The organism is Thioalkalivibrio sp. ALMg11, assembly GCF_000377905.1.
Lineage (GTDB): Bacteria > Pseudomonadota > Gammaproteobacteria > Ectothiorhodospirales > Ectothiorhodospiraceae > Thioalkalivibrio.
On sequence record NZ_KB898873.1, the window covers coordinates 16,898 to 31,553 of the forward strand.

Consider the following 14,656-nt stretch of genomic DNA (forward strand, 5'->3'; position numbering starts at 1 on the left):
GCGTCCTGTCGTTCGTGTCATCGGGCGTTCCCCGCACCGTCTTCCGCCGCATCCGCCCAGGCCACGGCCAGCCCGTGCGGGTAACGCAGATCGATCCGCTCCACCGGGGCCTCGCGATAATCGCGAATCGCCGGGGCCGCGCGGACCAGCTGCCCCAGTCGTGCCAGATCGGCATCGCGCCCCATCAGCACGCGTACGCCGTCCGCCAGGTGGATGGTCCAGTCGTGGCGTTCGCCCTCTTCGAGACCGGCGACCTCCAGGCCGGCATCGGCCAGGCGTGCGGAGACCTCCAGGTAGCGATGCATCAGCACCACCTGGCGCCCGTCGGTCCCGGCGAGTGCCGGCAGGCCCTCCCAGTCATCCAGTGCCACCGGGCCAAACAGGCGACCGTGGCGATCGACCAGATGGTCCTCGCCCCACTGCGCCACCGGTACCGGCTCGCGAATCTTCACCACCAGCGTGTTCGGCCACTGGCGCCGCAGGCGGACCGCGTCCACCCACGGCTGACCCTCAAGCGCAACGCGCAGGCGCTCCAGCTCGACACCGATGAAGCCCGGCGCATGGGTCCGCGCGATCTCGCGCACCGCCGCGAGATCCGCATGCTGCGGATTGCCGGTCACCTCGATGTTCTCGATCGGCAACCAGGCATCCGGGTCGAACTGCAACCAGGCCAGCGTACCCAGCACCAGCAGCCCGGCCAGGCCCATGCCCGACATCAGGCGTAGCCCCGGACCCGCCAGCCGGCGCAGCGGCGACGGCCCCTGAGACTGCGGGCGACGCGCGGGTCGGGTTGTGCGGCGTGCGTTCAACGCAGTCCTCCACATTCGAAACTGGAATCGAGGATGCGCAGGCACAGCTCGTCAAAGTCGATGCCGGCCTCCGCGGCCGCCTTGGGCACCAGCGAGTGGTCGGTCATGCCCGGGATCGTGTTCACCTCGATCAGGAAGTTCTCGCCGTGCTCGTCCTGGAGGATGTCCACTCGTCCCCAGCCGCAGCCCTCCAGCGTCGCGAAGGCGGCGATGGCCATGGACTGCAACTCCAGCAACGCGCTGGAATCCAGCGGTGGCGGGCAGACATAGCCGGTATCGTCGGCCTCGTATTTCGCGTGGTAGTCGTAGAAACCACCCGGGGTGCGAATCTCCACCACCGGCAGCGGCTCGTTGCCGAGGATCGCGACCGTGTACTCGCGTCCGCTGATCCACTGCTCCGCGAACACCTGCCCCGGCTGCAGCCGCGCGGCCTCGAAGGCGGCCGGAAGATCGGCCACCCGATCCACCCGAGTGATCCCCAGGCTGGAGCCCCCGCGCGCCGGTTTCACGATCAATGGCAGGCCCAGTGCATCGGCCACCGCGTCGGGATCGAAGCCCGGCGTCAGCAAGCGGTAGGGGGCACTCGGCAGGTTGCTCCCCGCCCACAACCGCTTGCAGGCCAGCTTGTCCATCCCCAGGGCGGAACCGAGCACGCCGGTCCCGGTGTAGGGCATGCCCGCCATGTCCAGACAACCCTGCAACGTTCCGTCCTCGCCGCACTCCCCGTGGAGCACGATGAACACCCGGTCGAAGTTCTCCAGGGCCAGGCAGCGAGCCGTCTCGCGGGTCAGGTCCAGCGGATGGGCATCGACGCCCTGGCGCTGCAGTGCCGCCAGCACCGCCTGACCACTGTGCAGCGAGACCTCGCGCTCACCGGACCAGCCGCCCATAAGGACCGCAACACGGCCGTAATCTTGTGCGCTTCGCTTGCTCATGCCGTTCCCTCGCTTGCCTCGTGCGTAGCCCCGGGCCGACCCAGGACCCGGACCTCGGGCTCCAGGTGTACCCCGAACTGCCGCTGTACCTCGTCCTGGGCATGACGCAGCAACCACTCGATGTCGGCGGCCCGCGCACTGCCGTCGTGGGTGATGAAATTCGCGTGCTTGGGAGATATCTCCGCCGCCCCGTGGCGCAGTCCCTTCAGGCCGGCGGCCTCGACCAGGCGCGCGGCGTGATCGCCCTCCGGGTTGCGGAACACCGACCCGCAGGACGGCAGCCCCAGCGGCTGCTTCGCGGATCGTTCGCGTAGCAACTCGCGGATGCGCCGGGTCCCGACGTCAGGGTCACCCGCGGCCAGCTGCAACACGCAGCCGGTGAACCACTCCGCCTCGGGGCCGCGGACACTGCGGTAGCCGATCGTGTAATCCGCCGGGGTGCGGGTATGCAGTTCGCCGCGCGCATCCACCGTGGAGACCTCCTCCACCAGCGGCCAGATCTCGCCACCCCAGGCGCCGGCGTTCATCCGCAGCGCGCCGCCCACTGTCCCGGGGATGCCGGCCAGGAACTCCGCCCCGACCAGCCCCTCGCGGGCGCCGAAGCGCGCGGCCTGGGCGCAGGCCAGCCCGGCCCCCAGCAGCAGGCGATCGCCGTCCAGACGCCGGCGCTCATTCAGCACTCCGGAAAGGTGCACGACCAGGCCGTCCAGCCCGCCGTCACGAATCAGGACGTTGCTGCCCAGGCCGAGGAAGGTCACCGGCATCTCCGGTGCATGCGTCGCGTGGTCACGCAATGCGCTAACCAGGTCGTCGAGGTCCGCCGGCTGGAACAGCCAGTCGGCCGGACCGCCCACGCGCCAGGAGGTCAGCCCGGCCAGCGGGATCTGCGCCTGCAGTCGGCCACGCGTGGCCTGCGCGAACGGGGTCATCGCCGATTCCACTGCGCGGGCGGCCATCATGATTCCCCCTCGCCGACGGTCCCCAGCTGCTGCGAAAGCAGACCGGCCAGGCGGCCGATATCGCCGGCGCCCTGGGCGAGCACGACATCGTCCGGCCGCAGCATCCCCGCGAGCACACCGATCACATCCTCCGCGCGCTCGACAAACACCGGCTCCACCCGCCCGCGCAGGCGAATGGCGCGCGCCAGGCTGCGGCCATCGGCGCTGGGGATCGGGTCCTCCCCGGCGGCATACACCTCGAGCAGGATCAGGACATCGGTCTCGGACAGGGCCTCGGCGAAGTCCTCGAACAGATCACGCGTACGGGTATAACGATGCGGCTGGAAGATCGTGATCCGTCGGCGACCCGGCCAGGCATCGCGCGCGGCCGCCTGAGTGGCGGCAATCTCGCGCGGGTGATGACCGTAGTCGTCGACCAGGGTCAGGGCCCCCTGCGCAGTCTGCAATTCCTGCACCTGGAAGCGCCGACCAATACCCTGGAAGCGTGCCAGTGCGGCCTGGATCGCCTCGGGGGCGACCTCCAGCTCGTGCGCGACAGCCGCCGCCGCCAGGGCATTGAGCACGTTGTGGCGCCCAGGCAGGTTCAGCGTCACCGGGAACGCGGCCTGACCGGGCAACGCGAGGTCGAAGTACATGCGCACGCCTTCCTGACGCACGTTCAGGGCACACACGTCGGCCTCCTGGTCGATGCCGTAGGTCAGGCGTGGGCGCTCCAGCTCCCGGTAGAGATCGCGGACCTGCGGGTCATCGGCGCACAGCACGGCAATCCCGTAGAACGGCAGGTGGTGCAGGAATTCCAGGAAGGTCGCACGCAGCTTGCCGAAGTCGTTGCCATAGGTGCCCAGGTGGTCGGCATCGATATTGGTCACGATGCTGATCATCGGCTGCAGATGCAGGAACGAGGCATCGCTCTCGTCGGCCTCGGCCACCAGATAGTCCCCGGCGCCCAGGTTCGAGTGGCTGGCCGTGCTGTTCAGGCGTCCGCCGATCACAAACGTCGGGTCCATCCCCGCCTCGGCCAGCACACTGGCAACCAGGCTGGTGGTCGTGGTCTTGCCATGGGTCCCGGCCACCGCGATGCCGTAACGAAAGCGCATCAGTTCGGCCAGCATCTCGGCGCGGCGCACGATCGGGATGCCCCGGCGACGCGCCTCCTGGACCTCGGGGTTGTCCGGATTGATCGCACTGGAAACCACCAGCACATCGGCATCGGCCACGTTCGATTCGGTATGGGCCGCCACCACCGGGATGCCCATGCCTTTCAGGCGTTCGACCATCGCCGACTGCCCGAGATCGGATCCCGAGACTTGATATCCCAGTTGATGCAGGACCTCGGCGATCCCGCTCATGCCGGACCCCCCGATCCCCACGCAATGGATCCGGCGGATGCGACGCATCGCATGACGTGGTAGGCGCGGGGCATTCATGACGATCCCTCCCGGCGGGCGCCCGCCATTTCCATGCAGGCATCGGCCAGGCGCCGTGCGGTGTCGGGGCAGGCTTGTTCGCGGGCCAGCAGGGCACGCGAACGCAGGGCCTCGCGGTCCAGCGGCGCGACCAGCGCATAGACCCGCTGAGCGTCCAACTCGGCATCCGCGACCCGCCAGGCGGCACCCGCTTGAACGAGGGCCTCGGCATTCGCGGTCTGGTGATCGTCCACCGCATACGGATAGGGCACGAAGATCGCCGGCACGCCGGCCGCGGCCACCTCGGCCACGGTCAGGGCGCCGGCGCGGCAGATCACCAGGTCCGCCCAGGCATAGGCCGCGGCCATGTCCTCGATGAAGGAGCTGATCTCGGCTTCCAGCCCTTCCTCGGCATAGGCGGCCTGCGCCTCGTCGAGGGTGCGCTCGCCCGCCTGGTGGCGGATGTTCAGCGGCTGCTCCACGGCCACGCGCGCCAGCCCGGCGGGCAGCGTGCGGTTGAGCGAACGGGCGCCCAGGCTTCCGCCCAGGATGAGAATGTTCAGGGCGCCCTCGCGCTCGTCGAAGCGCGCCTCCGGCGCCGGGAGTTCCGCAATCGCGGCGCGCACCGGGTTGCCCACCACCGTGACCGCCACCCGCTCGGGGAAGCTGTGCTCGAAGCCGGCATAGACCCGGTCGGCGACCTTCGCCAGCCAGCGATTGGTCAGGCCGGCCACGGCGTTCTGTTCGTGGATCGCCAGCGGCCGGCCCATGGCGGCCGCCATTAACCCCCCGGGGCCTGCAGCAAACCCGCCAAAGCCAATCACTGCATCCGGTCGCAGACGCGTCATCAAACCCAGGGCCGCCCACAGCGAAATGCCGAGCCGCCAGGGTGCGAGTGCCAGTCCGACCAGGCCCTTGCCGCGAATGCCGGCGATTGGAAGCGTGTGCAGCTCGATCCCGGCCGCCGGCACCAGCCGCGATTCCACGCCGCGGGCCGTGCCCAGCCAGCGCACCTCGGCGCCGCGTTCCCGCAGCAGGGTGGCCACTGCCAGCCCCGGGAACACATGGCCCCCGGTGCCCCCGGCCATAATCAGGATGCGCGGGGCCCTCATGCGGCACCCCCACGCCGGCGGCGCGCCGGGGGTGCGGCGCGCGGGGCCGGCACCTGGGCCTCGCGGTAGACGCGCATCACCAGGCCGATAGCCGCCAGCGAGACGATCAGCGAACTGCCGCCGTAACTGAGGAACGGCAGGGTCAGGCCCTTGGTCGGAAGCAGCCCCATGTTCACCGCGAGGTTCAGGAACGCCTGCAGGCCCATCCAGATTGCCACGCCAAAGGCCAGATGCGAGCCGAAGGCGTGCCCTGCGCGCTCGGCGTACAAACCGATCTGGATGCAGCGCCAGACCAGGACCGCGAACAGCGCAATCAGCGCCACCACACCGACAAAGCCGAACTCCTCGGCGAACACCGCGAACAGGAAGTCGTTGTGCGCCTCGGGCAGGTAAAAGAGCTTCTGCACGCTGTTGCCGAGCCCGGCCCCGAACCAGCCGCCGGAGCCGATCGCAATCAGCGACTGGGTCAGCTGGAAACCGGTCGCGAACGGGTCCTGCCAGGGATCGAGGAAGGCCGTCAGGCGCGCCACGCGGTAGGGCGCCGCGACCGCGACGACCGCCATCCCCGCCGCGATGGTGCCCGCCAGCGCGGCGAACTGCCAGAGCTTGGCGCCGGCGAGGAACAGCATGCCCATGCCGATCGCCAGCATGATCGCCGCGCCGCCGAAGTCCGGCTGCAGCAGCAGGAGGATAGTCCCCACGCCGAGCACGATCAGCGGGCGGATAAAACCGAGGAAGTGCAGGCGGAGCGTCGAATAGTGACGCACGATGTAACCGGCGAGGTACATCACCACCAGCAGCTTCACCAGCTCGGCGACCTGCAGGTTGAACATCCCCAGCGGGATCCAGCGGGTCGCGCCGTTGACCGTACGCCCGACACCCGGGATCAGCACCGCGATCAGCAGCACCATCACAAGGATCAGCAGCCATGGCCCGGCGCGCTCCCAGCGCGCCAGCGGGACCACCCAGAGGAAGGTCGCCACCGCGAGGCCGATGGCGGCGAAGATCACCTGACGCTGAAAGAAGTGCCAGGTGTTGCCGAAGTAGCGCTCGCCCAGCCCCATGGACGCCGAGGCGACCATCACCAGGCCGATGCCCAGCAGGATCGCCGCGACCGCCAGCAGGGGTAGATCGACGTGATCGCGCAAGCCGGCGACCAGGCTGCGATCGGGGAGTCCGAGGCGGGTGCTGGAGATACTCATGCCGCCAGCTCCCGCACCGCATGCGCGAAGTCGTCGCCGCGCGCCTGATAATTCGGGTACATGTCCAGGCTGGCACAACCGGGCGACAGCAGGACAGTATCCCCGGGTTCCGCCCAGGCAGCGGCCTGCGCAACCGCGGCGGCCATGTCGTCCACGCGCTGGACCGGGACCACGGAGGCCAGGGCACGGGCGATTGCCGGGGCGTCCTCGCCGAGCAGCACCACACCACGGACCTTGCCCGGGACGTAATCGGCCAGCGGCGCGAAGTCCTGCCCCTTGCCCTGCCCGCCAGCGATCAGCACCAGCGGCCCGGGCGTGCCGCGCAGGGCCGCCAGAGTCGCGCCGACATTGGTGCCCTTGGAGTCGTTGATGTAGGCGACACCGGCCACCTCGGCAATCCACTGAGAGCGATGCGGAAGGCCGGCGAACTCGGCCAAAGCCGCCAGTGCGCGGGCGCGCGGCTCGCCCGACTCCAGCCACGGCCAGACCAGGGCGAGCGCGGCCAGGGCGTTGGCCCAGTTGTGCTGCCCGCGCAGACGCAGACGGCCGGTCGAGAGAAGGGCCTGGTCACCGCGCACCAGGTCCGGAGCATCCGCGCCGGACGGGCGCACCCCGAATTCGTCCGCGCCGGCCGGCGCATCGAGACCGAAAGAGATCACCTTCAGACCCGGGGGCAGGGCGATCTCGCGCAGCCAGGCGTCCTCGCGGTTCAGCACACCACGCTCGGCGCGATCCAGGATGCGGGCCTTGGCACGCACATACGCATCCAGATCGGCGTAGCGATCCAGGTGATCAGGCGAGATATTCAGGATGGCCGCGGCCGCTGGCGCCAACACGTCGCTGCGCTCCAGCTGGAAGCTGGACAGCTCCAGCACGTACAGGTCCGGGGCCTGCTCCAGCAGGTCCAGCGCCGGGGTGCCGTAGTTGCCACCCACCGCCACCCGCAGGCCGGCGGCCCGCAGCAACTCGCCGACCAGCGCGGTCACCGTGCTCTTGCCGTTGGAGCCGGTAATCGCGATGACCGGGGCGTCCGCCTGTTCGGCGAACAGGTCGATGTCCCCGGTCAGGCGGACACCGGCGGCACGCGCCCGTTGCAGGACCGGGTGCTCCAGTGCGACCCCCGGCGAGACGATGATGCGGGCAAAGCCCGCGGCGTCCAGTCGATCCAGCGGCCCGACCCAGGCATCGGCCAGCCAGGCCTTGGCACCATCGGTCTCCAGCGCGGCCGGTGCCTCGCGGGTATCGGTGAGCGCAAACGGCTGACCCTGCGCACGCAGGAAGCGGGCAACCGACACGCCGGTCGCCCCCAGGCCCACGATCAGATTGTTGTCGCCGGTTCGCGTCATGGGATCAGCGCACCTTCAGGGTCGCAAGACCGATGAGTACGAACACCACGGTCAGGATCCAGAAACGCACGATCACGCGCGGCTCCGGCCAGCCTTTGAGTTCGAAGTGGTGGTGCAACGGCGCCATCCGGAAGATGCGCCGTCCGGTAAGCTTGAACGAGGCGACCTGGAGCATCACCGAAAGCGTCTCCAGCACAAAGATGCCACCCATGATCAGCAACACGACCTCCTGCCGGGTGATGATCGCCAGCATGCCCAGGGCTGCGCCCAGGGCCAGCGCCCCGACATCGCCCATGAAGACCTGCGCCGGGTAGGTGTTGAACCACAGGAATCCGAGCCCGGCGCCGACCAGGGCGGAGGTAAAGATCACCACCTCGCCCACGCCGGGTACCGCCGGAATGCCGAGATAGTCGGCGAATACCGCGTGTCCTGCCGCGTAGGCGAACACGCCCAGGGCGCCGGCCACCAGCACCGCCGGCATGATCGCCAGGCCATCCAGCCCATCGGTCAGGTTCACGGCATTGGAGGAACCCACGACCACCAGCCACACCAGCGGGATGAACAGCCAGCCCAGGCTGAACTGGATGTCCTTGAACACCGGCAGGTAGAAGGTCGTCTCCACCGGCCCCTGCGCGGTGTACATGATCACGCCCGCGGCGATCAGGGCGAACAGCGTCTGCCACAGGAGCTTGGCGCGCGCCGAGAGGCCCTTGCTGTTGCCGTAGCGCAGCTTCAGGTAGTCGTCCCAGCCACCCACGGCGCCGAACGCCAGGGTGGTCAGCAGCACGAGCCAGACGAAGCGGTTGGTCAGGTCGCTCCACAGCAGGGTCGCCGCCGCGACCGCGACCAGAATCAAGGCACCGCCCATGGTCGGCGTGCCGGCCTTGGTCAGGTGCGACTCGGGACCGTCATCGCGGATCTGCTGGCCGACATTGCCGACCGTCAGGCGGCGGATCATCGCCGGCCCGATCAGCAGCGCGATCGCCAGTGCGGTAACCACCCCGAGGATGGCGCGAACGGTCAGGTACTGAAAGACCGTGAAGCCGGAATAGAACAGGCTCAGGTATTCAGTCAGCGCGAACAGCATTCGCCACCTCCGGCGCTGACGAGGCCAGCTCCAGCCCCTCGATGATCTGTTCCATGTGCTGGCTGCGCGAGCCCTTTACCAGAACCGTGGTGCCCTCCCCCAGGAGATCCTCCAGGCGCGAACGCAACGCGGCGTGGTCGGAAAACCACTCGCCGCCGTCGCCAAAGGCCTCGGCGCTGTCGCGCGCGGCCTCGCCCAGCGCCAGGCAGTGTTCGATCCCCACCGCGCGGGCCAGGCGCCCGGTTTCCCGGTGCAACGCCGGCGTCTCGGCGCCTAGTTCCCCCATGGCACCCAGCACCAGGATGCGCCGGCCGGGCATCGCCGCCAGCACCTCGAGTCCGGCCCGCAGCGAGTCCGGATTGGCGTTGTAGCTGTCGTCCCAAATCCGTGCGCCGCTGACGTGCCAAAGCTCCTGCAGACGGCCGCGCACCGGCTTCCAGCGCGTGAGCCCCTCGACGATCCGGTCAATCCCGATGCCCACCGCGTTCGCCGCGGCGGCGGCCGCCACGGCATTGGCTGCGAGGTGGCGACCGGGGCCGGCCAGGCGCAGATCGCGGCCGGCCCCGAGGATGGACAGGCGCAGCCGGTCCGGGGCCTGCCACATGCCTTCCACTTCGCCGCCACCCTCCAGCGAAAAGCGCTGGCAGTGGTGATGCTCGTTCAGCGACAGCCAGTAGTCGGCAAAGGGATCATCCAGATTGATGACCGCGGTGCCACCCTGCGCCGGGAGACCGGAGTAGATCTCGGCCTTGGCATGAGCGACGCCCTCGAGGCTGCCGAAGCCCTCGAGATGGGCGCGCCCGGCATTGGTGATTAATGCGACCTGCGGTTCGACCCAGCGCGCCATGCGGCCGATCTCGCCGGCGTGATTGGCGCCCAGCTCGATGACCGCGTAGTCGACTTCACAGGGCATCGCCAGCAATGTCAGCGGCGCGCCGATCTCGTTGTTCAGGTTGCCCGCGGTGGCATGCACCGACCCCACCCCCTCGAGGATGCAGCGGAGCATCTCCTTGGTCGTGGTCTTGCCATTGGAGCCGGTCAGGGCAATCACCCGCGCGCGGCTCTGGCGCCGCCAATGGCGGCCCAGGCGGCCCAGGGCCTCGCGGGTATCGGAAACGACAACCTGCGGCTGCGGCACATCGAGTGCCCGCTCCACCAGCAGCACGGCCGCCGGCAGATCGGCGCCGACCTGTGCGTGGGCATCAAAATTCGGCCCCTTCAACGCGATGAACAGCGCACCCGGGCGCGGCTCGCGAGTGTCCGTAAATACGCCCTCGAAGGCCGTGTCGGGCACGCCTTGCAGGCACCCATGGACCGCCTCGGCCAGTTCCTGGCTGGTCATTCGAATCATTGCCCCTCCCCCCTGATCGCGCGGCCCTGGCCACGCGGGTCCTGTAGGTGCGGGCCCGCCCGTGCCTGCACCTGCTCACGGTCGCTGAACGGATAGCGCTGACCGCGGATCTCCTGGGTCGTCTCGTGACCCTTGCCGGCCACCAGGACCACATCCCCGGCGACGGCCTCCGCCAGCGCACTGGCAATCGCCGTTGCGCGATCGCCGATCTCGTGGCATTCGGCGGAATCGGCGCAGCCGGTGAGGATCTCGGCGCGGATCGCGGCCGGGTCTTCTCCGCGCGGGTTGTCGTCGGTCACGAAGATCACGTCGGCCTCCCGGCAGGCCACCCCGCCCATTGCCGGGCGCTTGCCGCGATCGCGATCGCCGCCGCAGCCGAACACCACGCTCAGGCGCCCGCGCACATGGGGTCGAAGCGCCTGCAATGCGGCCTCCAGGGCCTGGGCGGTATGCGCGTAATCGACCACCGCCAGGGCCTCGTTCGGCAGCGGGAAGCGCTCCATGCGGCCGGGAACACCGGGGAGTTCGGCGACCGCCGCGATCGCCTGCGCGCGCTCCACCCCGAGGGCCTGCAACGTAGCGAGGGTCGCCAGCAGATTGCCGACCTGGAACAGGCCGAACAGGGCAGAACGGACCGGGTAGGCCCGGCCGTCGGCCTCGAGGGTGAAGCGCAGCCCTTCGGACGTGGCCTCCACTCCCCGGGCACGCAGATCGGCGGGTGCGCCAGTCGCGCTGTAGGTCAGGGCCTGAACGCCGGCCGGCAGATCCTGCGCGACCTGGCGTCCAAAGGCGTCATCGATATTCAGGACCGCCGTTTGCAGGCCAGGCCAGACAAACAGCCGCGCCTTGGCTGCCGCATACGCCTCCTGGCTACCGTGGAAATCGAGGTGATCGGAGCTCAGCCGGGTCAGCACCCCGACGCGGATCGGGGCCCCGGCGAGGCGCCCTTGTGCCAGACCGTGCGAGGAGGCCTCCAGCGCCACGGCACCACAGCCGGCCGCGGCCAGCTCGGCCAGGTGGCGGTGCAGATCCAGCACACCCGGGGTCGTGTGTCCGGTATCCACCAGGTGCCCCGGTCGCCCGACACCGAGCGTGCCGATCAGACCGGTGGGCCGCCCCAGGGTCTCCAGGGCCAACGCGATCAGGTGCGTGACCGAGGTCTTGCCGTCGGTACCGGTCACCGCCACCAGCGGGGCCGCCTCCGGCCACGTACCGAACATTCCGCGCGCCATTTGCGGCAGCCGTTCCCGCAGGCCCGGGACATGAAGCATCGGCACCGCCAATGGTGCTTCCGGGGATTCGGCCTCGTCCCACAGGATCACGCCGGCACCCCGTGCCACGGCATCGGCGGCATGCGCCAGGCCATGGCCGTGCGTGCCGGCCAGGGCCACAAAGGCTGAGCCGGGCGCGACCCGGCGGCTGTCCTGAACCAGGTCGGCGACCGACAGGTCCGCCAAGTCGGGGCGCAGGAGATCGGCCGGCAGCAGATCGCCCAGCACCGGTCCAGCCTCGCCTCGGGTATCTCGGGCGGCCATCATGTCGCCCCCTCGTGGTCCGCGGCCAGGCGCATCGGGACCTCCGGCATCGCGTCCGGGCGCACATTGAACATGCGCAGGGCCGAGCCGACGACATTACGGAACACCGGCGCGGCGACCGCCCCACCGTAGTAGACGCCGGCATCCGGCTCGTCGATCACCACGGCCATGACAAAACGCGGATCGGAGGCCGGGGCCAGGCCGACAAAACTGGAAAAATAGCGATCCTCGGTATAACCGCCCGGACCGCTCTTGCGACTGGTGCCGGTCTTGCCGGCCACGCGATAGCCGTCGATCGCCGCCTGCCGGGCGGTGCCCTCGGTCCCGATCACGTGCTCCATCATCGCCAGCACCTGGCGCGCGGTTCGCGGGGTCATCACCTGCGCCGACTCGCGCAGATCGTCGGCGGTGCGCACCAGACGAACCGGCACTCGCTCACCGTCATTGGCAAAGGCGGTGTAGGAGGCGGCCATCTGCAACGGCGACAGCGATAGCCCGTAGCCATAGCCGAGCGTCGCCTGCTCGACCTCGCGCCAGGTGGTGAAATCGCGCAGGCGGCCACTGGCCTCGCCCGGAAAATGGGTACCGGGGGCCTGACCGAAGCCGGCCTGGTGCAGGGTCTTCCAGAAACGATCTGCCGGGGTTTCGAGTGCCAACTGGGTCGCCCCGACATTACTCGAACGGGCGATCAGGGTGGTCAGGTCGATCGTCCCGTAATCGCGCAGGTCGCGCACGGTCAGGCGCCCCACCCGCATGGTGCCCGGGCCGGTCTCCAGGGTGGCGTTGGCGTCCACCACCCCGGCATCCAGGGCCGCCGCCACGGTAAATGGCTTCATCACCGAACCGGGCTCCAGGGTGTCGGTGATGGCGCGGTTGCGGGCGCGATCGGAGCGGATGGCGCCGCGATTGTTCGGGTTGAATCCGGGCTGATTGACCAACGCCAGGATCTCGCCGCTGCGGGCGTCCAGAAGGACAGCGGAGCCGCCACGGGCATTGTGTTCGGCGACCGCGGTCTTCAGCTCGCGGTAAGCCAGATATTGCAGACGCTGATCCAGGGTCAGGGCGAGGGTGTTGCCGTCACGCGCGGTGCGAATACTGGCGACATCACGGATGCTGCGGCCGTAGCGATCACGCAGCACCCGCTTGGCGCCCGGATGACCGGCCAGCCACTGGTCAAAGGCCAGCTCCACACCTTCCTGGCCCTGATCATCGATATTGGTGTAACCAAGCACATGCGAGGTGGCCTCGCCATGCGGGTAATAGCGCCGGAACTCGCGGGTCAGGCCGACGCCCTGGATGCGCAGGGCCGCGACGCGCTCGGCCTGATCCGGCAACATTTGGCGGCGCAGGTAGATGAATTCGCGCGAGGCACGCGCCTCGATACGCTCCTCCAGCCAGCCCGGCTCCACCTCCAACGCCGCGGCCAAATCCGGCCAGCGCTCGCGCTGGCCCATCAAGTCCTGCGGGTTGGCCCAGGCGGTCTGCACCGGGGCCGAAATCGCCAGGGGTTCGCCGTGACGATCGGTAATCATGCCGCGGTTCGCGGACTCGGTCAGGGTGCGCACCTGGCGCTGCTCACCCTGCGAGGTCAGGAAATCGCGCTCCAGGACCTGCAGGTCAACCGCCCGCAACAGCAACGCCACGCCCGCCACCGCGAACACGGCGATCACGACCTTCAGACGGCCACCACTGATCTGCCGCTTCAGCGCGCCCACGAACCACCCCCGATCACCACGATGCGATCCGAATCGGGCTGAATCATGTCGAGACGCTCACGCGCCTGCTCCTCAACCCGGCCCTGGGTCGCCCAGGTCGATTGTTCGATCTGCAGCTGCGTCCACTCAAGGTTAAGGACATCGCGCTGGCTCAATGCCTTCTGCTGGTCGATAAAGGCCTGGCGCGACTCATGCTTGGCCGCCACCACCCCGACCGCCGAGGCAAACACCCCGGTGGCCAGCGCCACCGCCAGGAGTCCGCGCGCGACCATCAGAGTCGCTCCCCGACGCGCAGCACGGCCGAGCGCGAACGCGGGTTGATGCGCTGCTCCTCGCGATCGGCATGGATCGGCTTGCCGACCGGGCGCAGCTTGCGCTCCGGCTCCTCCGGCATCACCGGCAGGCCGCGCGGCAGGCGCACGCTGGACACCGGCTTGCGCAAGGCCTGTTTTACCAACCGGTCTTCCAGCGAATGGAAGCTGATCACCACCAGCCGCGCACCAGGCGGGAGCACATCGGGGATGGTCGCCAGCCACTGCTCCAGCTCGGCCAGCTCCTCGTTCACGAAGATGCGCAGGGCCTGGAAGGTGCGGGTGGCCGGATGCTTGCCGGGCTCGCGTTTCGGGACCGCACGGCGAACGATCTCGGCCAGTTCGCCGGTGCGGCCAAGCGGCGCCTCGGTCCGTGCAGCCACGATGGCCCGGGCAATGCGCCGCGAGTGACGCTCCTCGCCGTATTGATAGATCACGTTCGCGATCTCGGTCTCGTCGGCCCGCGCCAGCCACTGCGCCGCGCTCTCGCCGCTGTTCGGGTCCATGCGCATGTCCAGCGGGCCGTCGTGCTGAAAGCTGAATCCGCGCTCGGGCGTATCCAGCTGGGGCGAGGACACGCCCAGGTCCAGAAAGACGCCGTCCGGACCACGCTCCGGCGAACGCCGTTTTAGCGTGGCGGCCATGGTCGAGAACGGCGCGGCCTCGAAGGCAAAACGCGGATCATCGGCAAACGAGGCCGCCGCCGTGGCGGCCTCCGGATCGCGATCCATGGCCAGCAACCGGCCGTCCGGGCCCAGGCGATCCAGGATCGCCCGGCTATGCCCGCCGCGACCGAAGGTGCCATCGACGTAAAAGCCATCAGCGCGCACGGCCAGGCCCTCCAGCACCGCGTCGCACAGCACCGGGATGTGAGAAACGGCTTCCATG

General features: G+C 69.3%; 13 protein-coding genes. All 13 read right to left on the reverse strand.

All coding sequences use genetic code 11. From position 1 onward, the window contains the following. Nucleotides 1–17 precede the first annotated feature (17 nt). Nucleotides 18–740 (reverse strand): cell division protein FtsQ/DivIB, encoded by a 723-nt coding sequence (locus tag D578_RS0105215; RefSeq protein ID WP_026289188.1) that lies wholly within the window; start codon nt 738–740, stop codon nt 18–20. Between the two features lie 65 nt (nt 741–805). Then, nucleotides 806–1,744 (reverse strand): D-alanine--D-alanine ligase, encoded by a 939-nt coding sequence (locus D578_RS0105220; RefSeq protein ID WP_026289189.1) that lies wholly within the window; start codon nt 1,742–1,744, stop codon nt 806–808. Continuing rightward, on the reverse strand, nt 1,741–2,703 hold the full coding sequence (gene murB / locus D578_RS0105225) for a UDP-N-acetylmuramate dehydrogenase (RefSeq protein ID WP_026289190.1): 963 nt from the start codon (nt 2,701–2,703) through the stop codon (nt 1,741–1,743). Before murB ends, D578_RS0105220 begins: the two co-directional genes overlap by 4 nt. Further along, nucleotides 2,700–4,130, reverse strand: coding sequence for a UDP-N-acetylmuramate--L-alanine ligase (gene murC / locus D578_RS0105230; RefSeq protein ID WP_018948914.1), 1,431 nt, complete (start codon nt 4,128–4,130; stop codon nt 2,700–2,702). The genes murB and murC overlap by 4 nt, the downstream gene beginning before the upstream one ends. Continuing rightward, entirely contained in the window at nt 4,127–5,221 is a 1,095-nt protein-coding gene (murG, locus tag D578_RS0105235) for an undecaprenyldiphospho-muramoylpentapeptide beta-N-acetylglucosaminyltransferase (RefSeq protein ID WP_026289191.1), read from the reverse strand. Before murG ends, murC begins: the two co-directional genes overlap by 4 nt. After that, nucleotides 5,218–6,423 carry a putative lipid II flippase FtsW gene (ftsW, locus tag D578_RS0105240; RefSeq protein WP_018948916.1) on the reverse strand — a complete coding sequence of 402 codons (1,206 nt, stop codon included), beginning with the start codon at nt 6,421–6,423 and terminating at the stop codon, nt 5,218–5,220. The genes murG and ftsW overlap by 4 nt, the downstream gene beginning before the upstream one ends. Then, nucleotides 6,420–7,769, reverse strand: coding sequence for a UDP-N-acetylmuramoyl-L-alanine--D-glutamate ligase (murD, locus tag D578_RS0105245; protein WP_018948917.1), 1,350 nt, complete (start codon nt 7,767–7,769; stop codon nt 6,420–6,422). The genes ftsW and murD overlap by 4 nt, the downstream gene beginning before the upstream one ends. A 4-nt stretch (nt 7,770–7,773) precedes the next feature. Further along, nucleotides 7,774–8,856, reverse strand: coding sequence for a phospho-N-acetylmuramoyl-pentapeptide-transferase (gene mraY, locus D578_RS0105250; protein WP_018948918.1), 1,083 nt, complete (start codon nt 8,854–8,856; stop codon nt 7,774–7,776). Further along, the gene (gene murF / locus D578_RS0105255) at nt 8,837–10,207 is read right to left on the reverse strand and encodes a UDP-N-acetylmuramoyl-tripeptide--D-alanyl-D-alanine ligase (protein WP_026289192.1); all 1,371 of its coding nucleotides are present in this window, start codon (nt 10,205–10,207) and stop codon (nt 8,837–8,839) included. The genes mraY and murF overlap by 20 nt, the downstream gene beginning before the upstream one ends. Beyond that, on the reverse strand, nt 10,204–11,745 hold the full coding sequence (locus D578_RS0105260) for a UDP-N-acetylmuramoyl-L-alanyl-D-glutamate--2,6-diaminopimelate ligase (protein WP_018948920.1): 1,542 nt from the start codon (nt 11,743–11,745) through the stop codon (nt 10,204–10,206). Before D578_RS0105260 ends, murF begins: the two co-directional genes overlap by 4 nt. Continuing rightward, complete coding sequence (locus D578_RS0105265) at nt 11,742–13,457, reverse strand: penicillin-binding protein 2 (RefSeq protein WP_018948921.1); 1,716 nt, start codon at nt 13,455–13,457, stop codon at nt 11,742–11,744. The genes D578_RS0105260 and D578_RS0105265 overlap by 4 nt, the downstream gene beginning before the upstream one ends. After that, nucleotides 13,445–13,729: a cell division protein FtsL gene (ftsL, locus tag D578_RS0105270; RefSeq protein ID WP_018948922.1), complete on the reverse strand. Its 285-nt coding sequence runs from the start codon at nt 13,727–13,729 to the stop codon at nt 13,445–13,447. The genes D578_RS0105265 and ftsL overlap by 13 nt, the downstream gene beginning before the upstream one ends. After that, nucleotides 13,729–14,655 (reverse strand): 16S rRNA (cytosine(1402)-N(4))-methyltransferase RsmH, encoded by a 927-nt coding sequence (rsmH, locus tag D578_RS0105275; RefSeq protein ID WP_018948923.1) that lies wholly within the window; start codon nt 14,653–14,655, stop codon nt 13,729–13,731. Before rsmH ends, ftsL begins: the two co-directional genes overlap by 1 nt. Nucleotide 14,656 lies beyond the last annotated feature (1 nt).